Origin of the sequence: Paenibacillus sp. lzh-N1 (genome assembly GCF_002872435.1) — a bacterium.
GTDB classification, from domain to species: Bacteria; Bacillota; Bacilli; order Paenibacillales; family Paenibacillaceae; genus Paenibacillus; species Paenibacillus polymyxa_C.
Genome location: NZ_CP025696.1, coordinates 5,179,842 through 5,196,693 on the forward strand (window position 1 = coordinate 5,179,842; position 16,852 = coordinate 5,196,693).

Genomic DNA, 16,852 nt, shown 5'->3' on the forward strand with positions numbered 1-16,852 from the left:
TTTATATATTGACATATGGCTTAAAGTTTTATTTAGCTACAGACGTGCCTGTTCCCGTGGGCGGAAGCACAGTTCCATCGACTGCTTTGAGCGTAACCTTATACTTACTGTCTACCAATGTACTGGTGTGGGTATCCGTAATGACTTGAATATTCATTTCCCCCGGTTTTGGACTAGTCAGCTTGTAGTAAATGACTGCATTCGTATCATCTACGTAGTCGATGTGATCCACTTCAATGCCGTAACCTGGATTAGGTGCCTGCAGACGGGTGATGGTCACTTTGTTCTGCTGATCATTCGCCTTCTCTATGTTCATACTAATATTGGTTTGTTGGACCGGATCTACAGGCTCAGCTGGATTTTCCGGAGTGGCTTGCACCGGTTTATAACTTTGTACAAACTCGGATGCATGGTAGACCATTTCTGCTGCCTCCATCCGTGTTACTTTACGATCCGGGTTAAAGTTGCTTTCTTTGTCCAATTTTGCAATTTTGGTCAACAGGAGAAATTGCACTGCTTCGTTCGACTCTTGGTCTAATTTTTTGCCATCTGCTACATTAATGAACATACGAACAGTAGGATATTCACCTGTTGCACTCACGGCTTTGTACAGAATATTCGCGAATTGTTCCCTTGTCATACGGGTGCTCGGATCAATATCCGGTGACAGAGGGATTTGGTGCTGGACTGCAATCCGATAGGAATCGGCATACCATGCGGAAGCCGGAATGTTTGCAAAGGAGCCCGTGGTGAAATCAGGCATAACCTGAAGATCCATTCCACGAACAACCAAGTGTACTCCTTGTGCATACGTGAGTGTTTGATCTGGTGCAAACTTATCCTTGGTTATCCCTTGAATAATTCCTTTGTTCTGAAGTGAACTTACGATCTTCTCCTGCTCAGCTCCCTTTATATCTCGAAAAGCAGAAGCCGACGTAGCCACAGCCAATGAACAGACGACAAGCAGCGCAGCTGCCACGCTTTTATGTTTAATCATGAGATACACCTCCATGTTTACTTTGCTTCTATACTTACGGACGCAATAAAACCATCAAATGTTTCAAATATGCACAAATTGGTTGCAAAACAATGGAATACCTTAGCTATTAGTGTAACCCGTCTTGCTCTTTTCCGCTCACCATATCCATGCAAACCCAAAAGTGTCTATGACAGTTTTCCTTTTGCAGCACCTTTTAGAGAAAAAGAGCTGACTCGCAGTAATTTAGCTAGCAAAAGCAGCAGTGTACCTAACAAAAATACCCACTTGTGGTAGCTTACATCCGGTTAGGGGCTTTCAGTCCAAGAAGTCGCAGTGTACTTGCCAGCATATCCGCAGTCTGTTCCGCCAACTGAATGCGCCATTGTCCACCATCGACAATCCTTTCCTTAGCATAAAAACGGTTGAACGCTTGTGCTGTATCTAATGCAAATCTCGCAATAACCGAAGGTTCCAGTTGCCTAGCAGCACGTATTAGCTGTCCGTGATAGCGATCCAACTGCTTAAGCAGCGCCCAGCCTGCGTCACCCAGCATTTCATCCGAAACGATATTCAAATCAGGAGAATGCCCGTCTTGGGCAAGAACGTTGTCACTGGAAGTAGAATCAACATCAGAGTGGGCGCGAGCTTTCTCCAAAAGACTGCGTATGCGCGCATGAGTATACTGCACATAAGGGCCAGTCTCACCTTCAAAGGTCAGTGCCTCCTCTAACGAAAAATCCACTTCATTCAGACGGTTATTTTTTAAATCGCCAAAAATAATCGCTCCGATGCCAACGTCTTCAGCTATTGCCTGTTGTTCCAGCAAATTGGGATTTTTCTCCGTAATGATGTCTTGAGCACGCGCTACAGCTTCATCCAGCACTTCCTCCAGTTTCACCACCTTGCCGCGTCTTGTGGACATTTTTTTGCCTGCAAACCGCATTAAACCAAACGGTACATGCTCACATTGCTCTGCCCATGTCTCCCCTGCATGCTTCAGCACCGCAAATACCTGTTGGAAATGTAACTTCTGTTCCCCGCCAACGACATACAGCAGGCGATCAGCCTTCATCACTTCATGACGATAAATCGCTGTTGCCAGATCACGGGTGGGATAAATGGTAGTCCCATCTTTTTTCAAAATAAGACACGGCGGCAGTTGCTCGTCTTCCAGACGAACCACAAGTGCTCCATCACTTTCTTCCAGCAGTCCTTTTGCTCTTAATTGGGCAACAACTGCCTGCATCTTATCATTGTAAAAACTTTCCCCCAATACATGGTCAAACGAAATGTTAAGACGTTGGTACATACGGTCAAATTCTCCCAGACTGACTTCAACAAAAAACTCCCACAGTTGTTGAGCTTCAGTATCCCCTTGCTCCAAACGTCGGAACCACTCGCGGCCTTCATCCTCCAAAGACGGATCATGCTCGGCCTCCTGATGAAAACGGACATATAGCTTCAACGATTCCCCGATCGGATCATGTTGTAGCTGCTCCTCATTGCCCCATCTTTTATAGGCCGCAATTTGCTTGCCAAATTGTGTTCCCCAATCCCCTAGATGATTCACACTAATCGGCACATATCCGGTTTCACCAAGTATGCGATACAAGGCGGCACCAATAACAGTAGAGCGAAGATGACCGATACCAAATGGTTTGGCAATATTAGGCGAGGACATATCAATCACTACTCGCTGTCCATATCCGATATTGGGCTTGAGAAACTCAGCCTTGCGCAATTCAGCAAGCATCGATGGAATATGAGCAGATCGATCCAATGTAATATTTACATAGGCACCCGATGCTGAAGCAGTTAGACCCGCTTCACGGCTTACTAGCTCTGCCAATTCCATTGCAATATGCTGTGGAGACTTTCGAAATTTTTTAGCCAGCACAAAACAGGGAAACGCCACATCTCCCCATTCAGGCTGCGGAGGCACCTCGAATAAAGATAAAACTTCTTTCTCCTCCAAGCCCGTATGAGCTACAATAGCGTGGGTAGCAATCATCAACAACATGTTCCTCTCTCCTTCTTTTTATAAGATCTAACAAAAAAAGCCCTCGCCTCTTGATATAATCAAGAGACGAGAACTTCGATATCCCGCGGTACCACTCTTCGTAAATCGGTTGTATAGCTAAAGCTAGCTTACACAAAATCGCGATTTCACTCCATTGACAAATAACGGTGTCTGCCGGGCTGATCTACTAGAAGCTCTTATCGTTGGATCAACCGTCTCCCGGGTGCGCTTCACATCGGATTTCATACCGGCTTCCACCTTTTCCGGCTCGCTGTAATGATACGGTTCCGTTGCTACTCTCCCGTTCCTTGACGTTAATTCCCACCATTATACAAACCTATTTAGTAGAAAGCAACCTTTTATTCCCTCTTCAGGGACTAGTTCTGTATATGTAATTACACTGCCACCAATTGGCGACAGGCCTCAACACAATGACGGCAGGCTTCTGCACAATGTTTGCAATGATTATGGGAATGCTTGCTGCATTCAGCAGCACATACCTCACAGGCTTTGGCACATAGCTCACAGATTTCCTCGGCAAAATCCGTTCCGCGCTGCAACATTTGAGCAGCAAACCCACATATCTCTGCGCATTCCCTACTCACTCGAATACATTCACGCAGCATAGCTAGATCATATTCCTTCAAACTTGCTACATAGCATACATTGCAAGCGTTCATACATTCCAGGCAAGCATCCACGCATTTTTGGTATGAATGATTCATAATACATTACCTCCCAGTTGTTGATCCTGCTGTACTATTACCCGCTGAACCTTGAAATTAATCATTTGATGTTCGCGCTTTCAACAAAATAAACCCAGAAAATCCCGACTTATGTAAGGAAGTGTACTATATTCCAAGGTGTAAGCGCAAGGATATTAATCACATAACTTTTTAGCCTTCGTTTCTGACTTGCATCCAGTCTATCATTCCTCTATTGTAAAAAAAGAGTATGCTTAACCACTGATCAAGGAGTGAACATTGTAATGAATATAACATCTGTAGAGGAGCACCGACAGGAATCTCCGCAACAGGTTAACTGCATGGTCGTGACCGTCTCGGATACACGTACCATGGAAACCGATACTGGGGGACGACTGCTCAAGGAACTACTAGAAACGAATGGGTACAAGGTTGTTCGATATGTTATCGTCAAGGACGACTATGAAGGAATCCGGCAGTTGGTAGCCGAAGCTGCGGCACATGAAGACATCGAGGCTGTACTTTTAACAGGTGGTACTGGCATCTCTCCGCGTGATACTACATATGAAGCCGTCTCCTCTCTACTGGATAAGGAACTACCTGGGTTTGGAGAAATCTTCCGTTACTTAAGCTTTGCTGAGGACATTGGATCAGCAGCTATATTAAGCCGGGCTGTAGCGGGCACTGTGGGCCAGACAGTTGTGTTTTCTATGCCTGGCTCCCGCGGAGCCGTTCGTTTGGCAATGGAACGCATTATTGTCCCTGAGCTGCGTCATGTAATGAGAGAAATTTATAAATAAGCTCCTATTTACACATTGCAGATACAAAAAAGGCACCCCATACATAGATGAGGTGCCTCTTCACATTATTCCTTTTCTTCAACTTCGGGCTGCATGTAGCTGTCAATCAGCTTTTGCTTCAGCTCCCATACCTTCTCACTAAGATTTACGCGATAAATTTCAGGGTTCAGCTTCCGCAAATATTCTGGCCAAAACAGTTTCAACTGTGATGCATGATAGGCACGAATTTCATCCAGTTCAGGAAGCTCGTATACCTTCTGCCCATTTACAAAAATAGGTTCAAGCATCGGTACAGCTTCGTAATTTTCTACATACTTCTTCATATATGGATGCAAAGGGTTAAACAGCTTCAGGCGCTTACCATTACGCGGACGTTCTTCATCCGGGAAAGAAATATAATCAGCTACAGCTCTCCCTTTCTTCTTATCCACAATACGGTATACATCCTTTTTGCCTGGTGTAGATACTTTTTCCGGGTTACCCGAGATTTTAATCGTCGGCAGCATTTCACCGTCCACTTCCCGCTCAACCAGCTTGTACACTCCACCCAGTGAAGGTTGATCTGAAGCTGTAATCAGCTGTGTTCCTACACCCCACACATCAATACGTGCACCTTGGGCCTTTAGATTGAAAATCGTATTTTCATCCAAATCGTTGGAAGCTACAATTTGTACGTAATCCAAACCTTCAGCATCCAGCATTTCCCGTGCCTGAATAGATAGATAAGCCAAATCACCGCTATCCAAACGGATGGCATTCATACGCTTGCCTTGACTCTCCAGCATCTTTGCTGTCCGAATCGCATGGGGAACACCGCTCTCCAGCGTGTCAAAGGTATCTACCAGTAGCGTAACCTGATCTGGCAAAACTTTCGCATACACGTCGAACGCCTCTTGCTCCGTCATAAAGGTTTGTACCCATGAATGGGCATGAGTCCCTTTTGTCGGAATCCCAAAGTGTTCGCCTGCCAGCATATTAGAAGTCGCATCGAAACCTGCAACATAAGCAGCACGTGCTCCCCAAATAGCTGCATCTGCCTCCTGCGCACGTCGTGTGCCAAATTCGAGCAGTGTATCGTCACTTGCCACCTGTTTGATACGTGATGCTTTTGTCGCAATGAGTGTCTGGTAATTCATAAAATTCAACAATGCCGTCTCGACAAGCTGCGTTTCCATAATGGTTCCTTCAACACGTACCAGAGGCTCATTCGGAAAAACAAGCGCTCCTTCCTTCATCGAGTGGACCGTTCCGCCAAACTTAAACTGGCGCAATGCCTCCATGAACATGGGATCGTACTTTTCCTCCTGCTCTGACAGATAGCGAATGTCCTCTTCTGTAAACCGCAAGTTTGAAATGTAATTCACAATGCGTTCCAGACCAGCAAACACGGCATATCCATTGCCAAAAGGAAGCTTACGAAAATACGCCTCGAACACAGCTTTACGTTGGTGACTTCCGTTCACCCAATGGGCGTACATCATATTAATCTGATATTTATCTGTATGTAATGCGAGGCTCGTTGACTTCATCGTATCATCCTCTCTGACTGTCCCTGGATTGGTGACGGCATACCGTCTTATCTGCCCAGATTCAGCAATATCCGGCTCTAATTTGTTATCGGACATTGGTGCACAATCGTTCGGTTATTTTACTTCTTCTGGAGCAAAAGCGTATCTTCAGCCGACCGCACCGTGGCTCCAAGACTTCCCTCAAAATGGCCCAAAGCCCAATCATGTCCCGCCTGATTAAAGCTCGCCACAGCGTCCTTGTATACGGTAATAGCAAAACCTTTGTTGTAAGCATCTACAGCTGTATGCAGCACACATATATCTGTACACACACCAATCAAATGAACTTCCAGAATCCCGCGTTCGCGCAACCTGAGTTCCAGATCCGTACCAGCAAAAGCACTGTACCGTGTTTTATCCAACCAATAGATACGATCACTTTGGTGCTTATAAAGGCTATGGAGTTTACCATACAATTGTCGTCCGTTGGTTCCACGTATATTATGTGGAGGAAACAGCTTACTCTCCGGGTGATAGAGGTCGTTCTCCTCATGTAAATCCACAGCCATGACAACAAAGTCCCCTTGATCCACGTAGGCCTGCGTAATAGCTGTGATCCGTTCATCTAGCTCAATAGCAGGTTGCCCCACAGGCAGACTACCGTCCACAAAATCTTTCGTGTAATCAATAACAATCAGTGCCTTCATCGTACAGTCAGCTCCTTATCATCAAAGTGAGGTTGTACGCTCTATGCGTGACCTATTCCAATAAAAGTTACGTATAGATAGATAAACGCGGTACTCTATCACTAAAGCGATACAACTGGGCCGGTCTTTGTGAATACTGATTGGAACTGAGCGGTTTGCCATTCTCATCCCGCACCTCTTCCAGTATTCCCTGTCTGCTACGAGTCGATGTTATTTTGCGAATAAAATTCGGCTCTTCGAAATCCGGTACGACGCTCTGAATCACCTGATACAATTCACCCAGTGTAAAATGTGGCGGTAAAAACTGCTTGGCTATCGTTGTCTGAAGCATCTGCAACTGAATTTTGCGATAAGCATCAACTATGATATCCCGGTGATCGAACGCCAGCTCCAATTCCTCCAACGCTTCTCTGATCGTAAATAACCCGACCTCAGAAGCATCGTCGGCCGCCTGGCGCTGCTCCAGCATCCATTCCTCTACCAGTGCAAAAAACGCATGCGATATAATCCACCCACGCGGATCACGGCCTGGTCCACTATATACGCCCAAATACTCCAGATGTCCGCCGTCTACACCGGTTTCCTCTAACAGTTCCCGCTTGGCCGCTCCATATATGGATTCATCTTCTTGACAAAATCCTCCAGGCAATGCCCAGCGTCCCGCAAACGGCCAACTACGGCGCTTGATGAGCATTACTTTCAGCTCACGAATCGGCAATGTTTTTGTTACCGTCTTGCGCTCACGCTTCGTTAAAGTAAACATTACGATATCCGCCGGAGCACCATCCGGGGTACGGTATTTCTTAATGTTATAAGACGCCTTCTGCGCCTCTTCGTTTATACGATTGCTATCCATTGGCATCACCATATTATATCGTTTTGATAAATTCATTATGACATAATAAAAATTTTTGTCAAGCGTCAGGCCTTGCCTGAATCACTTGCTTGTTGACGCAATACTCGGAAGGTTGCTGTAGCTGTACAACCGAGCGTACCTTCACTATCCCTCACTTCTGCCTGAGTGGTTATGGTGCGGCCTGCCTGATGAACAATCCGTGCCTTAACCTCCAGCCGTCCTTGTCTCATGGCTGACAAGAAATGAACGTTAAGATTCGTTGTTACACATGAATCCATATTTCGTGAAGCCATACTGACCATCCCCATCGCCTGATCCATCAATGTTGTGAGCACCCCCCCATGTACAATCCCCATCACATTGGTATGGTGTTGTTTGGCCTCCAAAGCGATATGTGCCTCGTTAGCATCAGCTGTAATCAGCTCACATCCTAAGTACTCCCAAAAAGTATTTTCTTCACCCTCTAGCATCTTACGCAACTTACCATTCCCTCGCTTTCATCCCATCTATGATGTCGCAATTCTTTTGGTATCTCATGAACATTTACAATGAGTAATTGCTTCCGAAAAAAAGGCGTGGAAGCTAAGCCTCCACACCATAAATCTTATTCTAGTCACTGCAATTCGAGGAGGAAGTGATCTTTCCCTCTTCAACGTTCACCTTTTCAGCAACCGTATCACGGATGGCCGTAATCACCATTTGCAGCAGCTCATTAATTTCCACCTGGCTCTGCTGAAACTCCGTTACAATTGGAATACCGTCAAGCTCTTCCTGTAGCTCCTGAAGTTCAGCTTCTATTTTGGCAATCATTTTTTGATTCTTTAAAGATTCAAATGCTACGATTTCCTTTTGCTTCTTCTTCATCGTTGCAATCAGTTGCTGGATGCGCTCATGATCCTGAATCTTTTCTTCTGCTTTCCGGAACACCTGTACTTCCTCACTGCTGCCCAGAATACCCGCCAACTCTTTGGCCTTTGCCAATATCATATCGCGATTGACCAAATGATCATGTTGGCGCGCCGCCGATTGAAGTTCTGTTTGTTGCAACCGCTCCTCTGTCATTGTCCATCGCTCCTTTTTTTCACTTAGATGGTCTTGCATGCAGCCCTTTAATCAGACCGCATGCAGGCCGCTAGACTATTCTTTTTATCCGTTAACCGCTACTGGCGTTTGAACCAAGTCACCTTTAATGTAGAAGGTCATAGGCTCTGTAATTTTTACTTGGACAAAGGAACCAATCAGGTCCTTAGAACCTTCAAAATGAACCAGCTTATTGGAACGAGTCCGACCAGCAAGCACTTTGCTGTCATTTTTACTCTCGCCTTCCACCAGCACTTCAACCACCTCACCACGCAATCGACTATTAAAGCGTAGGCTGTTTTGATTCACAGCAATGTTCAGACGCCGGAGACGCTCTTTTTTGACCGACATAGGCACATTATCTTCCATCGAAGCCGCTGGCGTGCCTTCACGTGGTGAATAAATAAATGTGTAGGCAAAGTCATAGCCCACTTCACGCACCAGAGATAGTGTATCTTCGAACTGTTCGTCTGTTTCACCCGGGAAACCTACGATAATATCTGTTGTCAGAGAAACATGCGGAACAGCCGCTTTTATCTTCGCTGCCAGCTCCAAAACACGCTCACGAGTATATTTTCGGTTCATTTTCTTCAATATATCCGTATTACCGGATTGTACAGGCAGATGAATATGCTCCACCAGATTGCCGCCCTTACCAAGCACTTCAACCAAATGGTCGTCAAAATCACGCGGATGTGAGGTCGTAAAACGTACACGCGGAATATTGATTTTGCGCATATCATCCATCAGATCCCCGAATCTGTAATTCATATCTTTTAAATCCTTGCCATAGGCATTGACATTCTGACCCAGCAGGGTAATCTCTTTAAATCCTTGACGGGCCAAATCCCGTACCTCAGCAATAACATCCTCTGGCCGACGACTTCTTTCCTTACCACGTGTGAAAGGAACGATGCAATAAGTGCAAAACTTATCACAGCCATACATGATGTTTACCCAAGCCCGCATACCCTCACGCTTCTTCGGCAGGTTTTCGATAATGTCGCCCTCCTTGGACCACACTTCAACCACCATCTCTTTGCTAAAGAGGGCTTCCTTGACAAGCTGAGGCAAACGATGAATATTATGGGTACCAAAGATCATATCAACAAAACCGTGTTTTTGCATAATCCGGTTCACAACATTCTCTTCCTGCGACATGCAGCCACACACACCAAGCAGCAGTCCCGGCTTTTCTGTTTTGAGATGCTTGAGGTGACCCAGCTCACCAAACACTTTATCTTCCGCATTTTCACGGATAGCGCAAGTGTTCAGTAAAATGATATCTGCTTCCTTCCGATCCTCGGTTGCCTGGTAGCCCATTTGCTCCAGCAAGCCTTTGATTGTTTCAGAATCATGCTCATTCATCTGGCAACCGAATGTATATACGATATAATGCTTGCCCTCACCGATATGCTTTAGCTCATCCGGGACTGCGTTATCATACAATACCTGGACGTCCTCTTTACCACGCTGTTTTTCTTTTCTATGGTTCGGCTCCGCCATAATGTTGATTTCACGTCCGCGAATGCGAATCTTTTTGCTATGCTCATCTTCAGAAATAATCTTCGCATCCGAGAAATCAAAATATTGGGAGTAATCTTTTGTTTCCTTAGCCATTCGCTGGTCACTCCTTACACCATCTATTTCACGAGCTAACTTGTGATTTTGCTGTATCTTTAGGCATTGTTATTTTATTTAAGCTCCAAAAACCTTTAAAAAAGGCATTACACTAAATTATAGCATGATTTATAGGTCATAGCCATAGATCATCCCGGGATACCAATCGGATGCCATGTGATGTGCTGAGGTTTTTATGTATATAGGTAAATATTTGTTTATTCTAGTGCATATAAAAATAGCCCAACTCTTTTGCAAGAGTCGGACTTTTACACCTTCCAGATCAAATACGTATATTAGTCAACGATTTCAGCGTTGTCACCGTTTTTCACACCGGCTCCGTTCGCTTCATCCGTGTCAATATGCATATCCAACGCAAAAGAATCGGACACACGTGCAATAACATTTTCAAATACAAGGCCACGTTCGCCACCAACACGTACTTTCAGCAGCTGCTTATCCTTAATGTCCCATTTAGCTGCATCGGATGTATGGAAATGAATATGGCGGGCTGCTACAATAACGCCTTCTTGCAGTTCCACTTCTCCAGCTGGTCCTTTTACTGTAATTCCTGGTGTACCATCAATGCTACCGGATTCGCGTACAGGTGCCTTTACACCAATAGCAAAGGAATCTGTGCGAGAGATTTCCAGTTGAGAAGCGGGACGAGCAGGTCCCAAAATGCGAACCTTATCAAATTGGCCCTTAGGACCAATTACAGCTACCGTTTCATTTGCAGCAAATTGTCCTGGTTGGGACAAAGGTTTAAATTCAGTCAATTGATAGCCTGCTCCGAACAAAATTTCAATATGCTCTTGAGTCAGGTGAATATGACGGGCGGAAACGCCGACAGGTACGATTTTAGTCATCGTGTGGTCACTCCTTTTTCTCTATACAATACTTTACACATCTATGTTATTATACTCCTATTTCGACAAGAAAGAAAAGGATAGCACATAAAGTTCCCTTTTTCGCCCTAACCAGCCAGACATATCGTCCCTATAAAACTTGGATCAAACCGTCATTTTAGCAAACAGGAGAAAGAAAAGCATGATCTCAGCTACGATGAGATGAGGAACTACAATAAATATATTCAGAATAAACAGGACACAGAGAATTCCAGTTAAGAAAAGAATGACTCTGAGACGAGGTTTAAGGTGACTTAATCTGTACTGATGGAATACCAGCAAAACTGACAAAAAATAAAGCAAAACAGAAGCAAAAGTAAAGCAAAGTACAAAAGTATAGGCTGCTTGCCCCAAAAATAAGAGCTGTATGGAAGCTGCAAGCATGCTAAGAGAAAGATAAATAAACAAATGACCATAAATAATAGTCTGTCCTGCTGTTTGTTTTGATTTGTCCACACGCTTCTCTATATTCTCAAAATATTGCCACCAGATTGCAATGACCAGCACAAATGTCAAAGCAGCAAATACAATGGAGGAAACTGTGAAATGATCAGATTGTAAAACAGAAAGTATACTTATCACTGATTCTCCAAGCAGGATTAAAGTAAACTGTGCAAATCGCTCCAAAAGATGCTCTGTATGGATAGGTGTGATCACCAGCTTTTTACGACCGATCAAAGGAACGAGGATATCCACCGCAATGCCAGTATATAAAATCAAATATCGAACCCACGAGTCGAAGAAAAGGGAGCAGCTAGAGATGACTATCCCAACCCAAAGATAGGTTCAAAAAAAACGAGCTGTTTCCTGTTTATGAGCTGTTTCTTTGGAGGCCGAAAGCAAATATTGAACGACAGTCAAACCTCTTAAACCAATATAGCCAACAAAAAAAGATGCATAGTACGCATCAAAATCTACATTCAAGCTGGCAGTCATAATTAACACAAAAAATAATTGCAAAATCATAAAAATTCGATGCGTTATACTGTCTTGACCAAAACGATTGTTATAGACAGTTTGCCCCACCCATGCCCACCAGATCGGAATAAAAATCAAAATAAACTTCTCTAAATTATGCCAACCAACACTGCCATGCTCAACATGTAGTAAAACATGAGTCGCCTTGGACACAGCTGCTACAAACAATAAATCATAAAAGAGTTCAAGCCAGGTAACCTTTTTTATCAACATGATGTAACGGAGCTCCCCTCTTGTATGGCGGTATAGCATGGTGCTGTCAGGCTCGCTCCTACGTATGTCCAATTTCGGAAAGCGTTATTTTAGCACCATGCAAGCCTCGGATGCTCCAATTATTTCGTAATCATTCTCGCTTTGTCAAGAAAATGCTCAGCCGAAAACAACTGCTATATTAAGCTATTTTAAGAAGACATTTTAGATGGCAGATTCGTTCGCAAATAGTCCAGTGCATGTTCTCCCAGCCATCCCTTGACCAGCTCCTCAGAGTAATGCTTCAGCAGTAGTTCTGCAAAAGCCGGATATTTTCCCGCGTGCTCCAGTCCTCGTACATGGGCCTCGATACCATCAAAATCAGAGCCAAACATCAAATGTCTTTCGCCACCTAATGAACAAATGTGCTCAATGTGCGGTAGCAGGTCCTCAGCGTGCACTGTACCCTGCTCTTTCAGAAACATCGTGACAAAGGTCAATCCAATTCGTCCGTTACGGGCGATCAGTGCCCGAATCTGTTCATCTCGCAAGTTGCGGGGATGAGCACATCTCGCAAAGGCGTTCGAATGCGAGGCGATGGGCGGTAAGGCCGCTTCCTCCATCAATTCCCAGAATCCTTGTACGGACAAGTGTGATACATCTAGCAGCAGTCCCAGACTATTACAGCGATGAACCAAATCACGTCCCTTGCGGGTCAAGCCGCCTCCTCTATGCTCCATAATACCGTCAGCAGCCCAATTTGCATAATTCCATGTCAGACCGATCAATCGTATTCCCATGGCATAGCATACATCCGCATAAAACGGATTTCCTTCCAGCGCATCTACACCTTCGAGTGAGAGCAACGCCCAAGGTGCCCCTGTATGTTTCGTCCCACTCCCATGCCCATTTGTTATCTTTCCTGCTTGCTTCTCTACGTCTGTATGCTGTACTTGCTCCACTTGACGTACAGCGTACGTATTTTTAAGTGCTGCCAAGTCTTCTCTCCACAGTAAAGGCTTTAACCCGCCTGAGCTAGAGGTAACATGCTGCCTGAACAGTTCAATTTGACGAACCACATGCTCAAATCTTGGCGTGCCCAATACCTGTGATATATAAATAGCGAACGTTTGCAATCTTACGTTGCCTTCTAGCAAACGCTCTTTTGTGACATCAAGTGATGAATGACTGAAATCCACCTGCGAATCGAGCTGCATTTTACATAACACATCACAGTGCAGGTCAACAACTGGCCAATTCGCTTCAAACTTATCATTCATGCACCATACCTCCATTGGATTAAAGCCCACAAATTTATTTTGAAAACCATAATAACTAAACCACAAAGCAAAAAAGCCCGTTTACAAAACGTAAACAGGCTCAGGCAACTTCCATTTATTATCTTGGTTCTACAATCAATTTGATTGCAGTCCGATCTTCTCCGTCAATAACAATGTCTGTAAAAGCAGGAATACAAATCAAATCCACTCCGCTTGGTGCGACAAATCCCCGGGCAATGGCTACCGCTTTAATGGCTTGGTTTAGTGCACCCGCTCCAATCGCCTGTAATTCTGCATTTCCGCGTTCACGCAGTACTCCTGCGAGTGCGCCTGCAACTGAATTGGGATTGGATTTTGCTGATACTTTTAATACATCCATAGTAAGTACCTCCCCTGGGAATGATGATGGTTTGATTCCACTATTAGATGTTATTCGAGGGTCAGCAAAAAATTCCTGCTTTTTGGTGACAGTTTTCCTTATTCTTTCCTTAAGTAGCTCAAAACAAAGTTAATCCATCCGCCATTCGTCTTCTTTAAGCCTGATTTTCTCAATTTTGCGGGCTTTTCCATCGTGATCATTGAGCTCTACACTGATGGCATGAAAGTGCCATTTGCCCATGTCCACTTGAAAGCGTACCGGAAGCTGGGTCTGAAATTTCTGTAATACAGCCTCTTTCTGCATACCAAGCACGCCCTCATAAGGACCTACCATTCCCGCATCTGTCTGATACGCAGTTCCTTGTGGCAAAATCGTATCGTCATTACTTTGTACGTGTGTATGTGTCCCTACCACGATGGATGCACGTCCATCCAGATGCCAACCCATAGCAATTTTTTCGGAGGTGGCTTCAGCGTGAAAGTCTACTAGAATATGTTTATGCTTTTTGCGGAGCTCGTCTACAATGTCATCCGCTGCACGAAATGGACAGTCAATAGCCGGCAAGAAGGTTCTACCTTGCAGATTAACAATGGCTAGTTCCTTCCCCCCACCTTTTACCACAGTATAACCCCGGCCTGGTGTACCTGGTGGAAAGTTAGCGGGACGGATGATCCGCGGCTCATCATCTATAAAATCAAATATTTCCTTATTGTCCCATGTATGATTCCCCATCGTAATCCCATGAACGCCCCAATCAAAAAATTCTCTGGCGATGGCTTGAGTAATCCCTCTTCCCGAAGCTGCATTTTCTCCGTTCACGATAATAACATGCGGGTTGTATTTTGATTTTAGCGAAGGGAGATTCTCCCTCAGTGCCTTTCTGCCTACACTGCCGACGATGTCTCCAATAAATAATACGTTGATAGAAAACCCTCCCTAGTCTGCCTTACATAATGAAAAGTGGCCCTACAAGCAGCGGCCACTTTTCATTGAAATGCTTTTATTTTGCGTATTCTACCGCACGGGTCTCGCGAATAACGGTAACCTTAATATGTCCTGGATAATCCAGTTCATTCTCAATCGTTTTCGTAATATCGCGAGCCAGTCGGAATGCCTCCGCATCATCAATTTTCTCTGGCTGTACCATGACACGAACTTCGCGTCCAGCTTGAATTGCGTATGATTTTTCAACGCCTTCAAAAGATTCGGAGATGCGTTCGAGCTTCTCAAGACGACGGATGTACGTCTCTAGCGTTTCACGCCGTGCTCCTGGTCTTGCTGCTGACAGGGCATCTGCCGCTCCAACCAGCATGGCGATCACTGAAGTCGCTTCGCAGTCGCCGTGATGTGAAGCAATGCTGTTGATAACGACCGGGTGTTCCTTGTACTTCTTCGCCAGCTCCACGCCAATTTCAACGTGTGATCCTTCCACTTCGTGATCCAGCGCCTTCCCGATGTCATGCAGTAAACCTGCTCGTCTTGCCAGTACAACGTCTTCGCCCAGTTCCCCGGCCATCAGACCTGTCAAGTATGCAACTTCCATCGAGTGCTTCAATACGTTCTGTCCATAACTCGTACGGAACTTAAGACGTCCCAAGATCTTGATCAAATCCGGATGCAAGCTATGCACACCCACTTCAAAGGTGGCCTGTTCACCATACTCACGGATTCGTTCGTCCACCTCTTTACGAGATTTTTCCACCATCTCTTCAATACGAGCCGGATGTATCCGTCCGTCCGCTACCAGCTTCTCGAGTGCAGTACGCGCAATCTCTCTACGAATCGGATCAAATCCGGACAATATAACAGCTTCCGGCGTATCATCAATAATGAGGTCGATTCCTGTAAGGGTTTCAAGTGCACGGATGTTACGGCCTTCGCGTCCGATAATCCGGCCTTTCATTTCTTCATTCGGCAATGTCACAACAGAAACCGTCGTTTCTGCTACATGATCTGCCGCACAGCGTTGGATGGCCAGTGTGATGATTTCACGAGACTTTTTATCCGCTTCTTCTTTGGCCTGCTGTTCAATTTCCTTAATCATCTGAGCTGTTTCATGACGAACTTCCTGCTCTACGTTGGTCAGAATAATACTTCTTGCATCCTCCATCGTAAGATTAGAAATACGCTCCAACTCAGTTACCTGGCTCTTGTAAATCAAATCAATTTGCTGCTGGGTTTCATCGATTCGTTTCTCTTTGTTGGCCACTTGTTCTTCTTTGCGTTCCAGCGATTCCAATTTTTTATCCAGCGATTCTTCTTTTTGCAGCAATCTTCGTTCCTGTCGTTGAATTTCATTACGACGTTCACGAGTTTCTTTTTCAGCTTCGGCACGGATGCGGTGAATTTCATCCTTCGCTTCCAATACCGTTTCCTTCTTCAGCGCTTCTGCCTCTTTTTTCGCGTTCTCCACGATTTGCGCGGCAGCCTCTTCCGCACTGGAGATCTTAGCTTCTGCAATAGATTTGCGAATAAAATAACCAATCCCGAACCCAAAGAATAACGCGGCTACAGCAACGAGAACGAACCAGATCGCAGTCATCATACTGTTCACCTCCCCGTTGGTTCCTCCAAGGCATTCCTTGGGACTTTTTGAAATTGTCACATTTACTTTGATCGTCAAACTAAGATAACGACACAAGGTCGCTTCATTTCATATGCACATGCTTTCACACGTACAATTCCGCCTGGCATAGCGGCATCACTTGTTATTTGGCGATGAGAACTTTACTGTGGATTCCGCTTTTTTGGAAGGAAAAAGGGCACTCCACAAATATCGTTTCATATATATTTTATTATTTGACAAATGGCATTGTCAAGGGAATGCAAACATTAGTAGACTAC

15 protein-coding genes, 1 pseudogene and 1 other annotated feature are annotated in these 16,852 nt (G+C 44.9%); of the genes and pseudogenes, 1 reads left to right on the top strand and 15 read right to left on the bottom strand.

Going from position 1 to position 16,852, the window contains the following annotated elements; all coding sequences use genetic code 11:
• Nucleotides 1-28: 28 nt before the first annotated feature.
• The 3 genes from C0638_RS22810 to C0638_RS22820 form a co-directional block, all read right to left on the bottom strand.
• Nucleotides 29-997: an S-layer homology domain-containing protein gene (locus C0638_RS22810; protein ID WP_058710505.1), complete on the bottom strand. Its 969-nt coding sequence runs from the start codon at nucleotides 995-997 to the stop codon at nucleotides 29-31.
• A 277-nt stretch (nucleotides 998-1,274) separates the two neighbouring features.
• Nucleotides 1,275-2,999, bottom strand: a complete 1,725-nt coding sequence (gene argS, locus C0638_RS22815) for an arginine--tRNA ligase (protein WP_058710506.1) — start codon at nucleotides 2,997-2,999, stop codon at nucleotides 1,275-1,277.
• Between the two features lie 59 nt (nucleotides 3,000-3,058).
• Nucleotides 3,059-3,317: a binding site (T-box leader), on the bottom strand.
• A 77-nt stretch (nucleotides 3,318-3,394) separates the two neighbouring features.
• Nucleotides 3,395-3,724, bottom strand: coding sequence for a four-helix bundle copper-binding protein (locus C0638_RS22820; protein WP_016821017.1), 330 nt, complete (start codon nucleotides 3,722-3,724; stop codon nucleotides 3,395-3,397).
• Between the two features lie 263 nt (nucleotides 3,725-3,987).
• Between C0638_RS22820 and C0638_RS22825 the strand changes: the two genes are divergently transcribed.
• Nucleotides 3,988-4,503: a MogA/MoaB family molybdenum cofactor biosynthesis protein gene (locus C0638_RS22825; RefSeq protein ID WP_058710507.1), complete on the top strand. Its 516-nt coding sequence runs from the start codon at nucleotides 3,988-3,990 to the stop codon at nucleotides 4,501-4,503.
• 65 nt (nucleotides 4,504-4,568) lie between these two features.
• Here the strand turns inward: C0638_RS22825 and C0638_RS22830 are convergent, their stop codons facing one another.
• From C0638_RS22830 to rny, 12 genes and pseudogenes are all read right to left on the bottom strand, one after another.
• A complete protein-coding gene (locus C0638_RS22830) occupies nucleotides 4,569-6,032 on the bottom strand; it encodes a nicotinate phosphoribosyltransferase (RefSeq protein WP_025679787.1) in 1,464 nt (487 codons plus the stop codon).
• A 119-nt stretch (nucleotides 6,033-6,151) separates the two neighbouring features.
• Nucleotides 6,152-6,718 carry a cysteine hydrolase family protein gene (locus tag C0638_RS22835; RefSeq protein ID WP_058710508.1) on the bottom strand — a complete coding sequence of 189 codons (567 nt, stop codon included), beginning with the start codon at nucleotides 6,716-6,718 and terminating at the stop codon, nucleotides 6,152-6,154.
• Nucleotides 6,719-6,785: 67 nt separating this feature from the next.
• Entirely contained in the window at nucleotides 6,786-7,574 is a 789-nt protein-coding gene (locus tag C0638_RS22840) for an NUDIX domain-containing protein (RefSeq protein ID WP_013370763.1), read from the bottom strand.
• A gap of 65 nt (nucleotides 7,575-7,639) precedes the next feature.
• Nucleotides 7,640-8,044, bottom strand: coding sequence for a PaaI family thioesterase (locus tag C0638_RS22845; RefSeq protein ID WP_058710541.1), 405 nt, complete (start codon nucleotides 8,042-8,044; stop codon nucleotides 7,640-7,642).
• 139 nt (nucleotides 8,045-8,183) lie between these two features.
• The gene (locus C0638_RS22850) at nucleotides 8,184-8,636 is read right to left on the bottom strand and encodes a YlbF/YmcA family competence regulator (RefSeq protein WP_058710509.1); all 453 of its coding nucleotides are present in this window, start codon (nucleotides 8,634-8,636) and stop codon (nucleotides 8,184-8,186) included.
• 84 nt (nucleotides 8,637-8,720) lie between these two features.
• Entirely contained in the window at nucleotides 8,721-10,274 is a 1,554-nt protein-coding gene (miaB, locus tag C0638_RS22855) for a tRNA (N6-isopentenyl adenosine(37)-C2)-methylthiotransferase MiaB (protein ID WP_013370760.1), read from the bottom strand.
• A 296-nt stretch (nucleotides 10,275-10,570) separates the two neighbouring features.
• Nucleotides 10,571-11,143: a phosphate propanoyltransferase gene (pduL, locus tag C0638_RS22860; RefSeq protein ID WP_013370759.1), complete on the bottom strand. Its 573-nt coding sequence runs from the start codon at nucleotides 11,141-11,143 to the stop codon at nucleotides 10,571-10,573.
• A gap of 144 nt (nucleotides 11,144-11,287) precedes the next feature.
• Nucleotides 11,288-12,373: pseudogene (locus tag C0638_RS22865) on the bottom strand (low temperature requirement protein A).
• A gap of 188 nt (nucleotides 12,374-12,561) precedes the next feature.
• Nucleotides 12,562-13,629 (bottom strand): dipeptidase, encoded by a 1,068-nt coding sequence (locus C0638_RS22870; protein WP_058710510.1) that lies wholly within the window; start codon nucleotides 13,627-13,629, stop codon nucleotides 12,562-12,564.
• A 118-nt stretch (nucleotides 13,630-13,747) separates the two neighbouring features.
• On the bottom strand, nucleotides 13,748-14,008 hold the full coding sequence (locus C0638_RS22875) for a stage V sporulation protein S (protein WP_007430104.1): 261 nt from the start codon (nucleotides 14,006-14,008) through the stop codon (nucleotides 13,748-13,750).
• A 129-nt stretch (nucleotides 14,009-14,137) separates the two neighbouring features.
• Nucleotides 14,138-14,932 carry a TIGR00282 family metallophosphoesterase gene (locus C0638_RS22880; RefSeq protein ID WP_058710511.1) on the bottom strand — a complete coding sequence of 265 codons (795 nt, stop codon included), beginning with the start codon at nucleotides 14,930-14,932 and terminating at the stop codon, nucleotides 14,138-14,140.
• A gap of 76 nt (nucleotides 14,933-15,008) precedes the next feature.
• Nucleotides 15,009-16,553: a ribonuclease Y gene (rny, locus tag C0638_RS22885; RefSeq protein ID WP_013309958.1), complete on the bottom strand. Its 1,545-nt coding sequence runs from the start codon at nucleotides 16,551-16,553 to the stop codon at nucleotides 15,009-15,011.
• Nucleotides 16,554-16,852: the final 299 nt, after the last annotated feature.

Coding starts and splice junctions, on each gene's coding strand:
- C0638_RS22875 (WP_007430104.1), bottom strand. CDS start 14,008: ATGGATGTATTAAAAGTATCAGCAAAATCCAATCCCAATTCAGTTGCA.
- C0638_RS22870 (WP_058710510.1), bottom strand. CDS start 13,629: ATGAATGATAAGTTTGAAGCGAATTGGCCAGTTGTTGACCTGCACTGT.
- argS (WP_058710506.1), bottom strand. CDS start 2,999: ATGTTGTTGATGATTGCTACCCACGCTATTGTAGCTCATACGGGCTTG.
- C0638_RS22845 (WP_058710541.1), bottom strand. CDS start 8,044: ATGCTAGAGGGTGAAGAAAATACTTTTTGGGAGTACTTAGGATGTGAG.
- miaB (WP_013370760.1), bottom strand. CDS start 10,274: ATGGCTAAGGAAACAAAAGATTACTCCCAATATTTTGATTTCTCGGAT.
- C0638_RS22820 (WP_016821017.1), bottom strand. CDS start 3,724: ATGAATCATTCATACCAAAAATGCGTGGATGCTTGCCTGGAATGTATG.
- C0638_RS22825 (WP_058710507.1), top strand. CDS start 3,988: ATGAATATAACATCTGTAGAGGAGCACCGACAGGAATCTCCGCAACAG.
- C0638_RS22850 (WP_058710509.1), bottom strand. CDS start 8,636: ATGACAGAGGAGCGGTTGCAACAAACAGAACTTCAATCGGCGGCGCGC.
- C0638_RS22830 (WP_025679787.1), bottom strand. CDS start 6,032: ATGAAGTCAACGAGCCTCGCATTACATACAGATAAATATCAGATTAAT.
- C0638_RS22840 (WP_013370763.1), bottom strand. CDS start 7,574: ATGGATAGCAATCGTATAAACGAAGAGGCGCAGAAGGCGTCTTATAAC.
- pduL (WP_013370759.1), bottom strand. CDS start 11,143: ATGACTAAAATCGTACCTGTCGGCGTTTCCGCCCGTCATATTCACCTG.
- C0638_RS22810 (WP_058710505.1), bottom strand. CDS start 997: ATGATTAAACATAAAAGCGTGGCAGCTGCGCTGCTTGTCGTCTGTTCA.
- C0638_RS22835 (WP_058710508.1), bottom strand. CDS start 6,718: ATGAAGGCACTGATTGTTATTGATTACACGAAAGATTTTGTGGACGGT.
- rny (WP_013309958.1), bottom strand. CDS start 16,553: ATGATGACTGCGATCTGGTTCGTTCTCGTTGCTGTAGCCGCGTTATTC.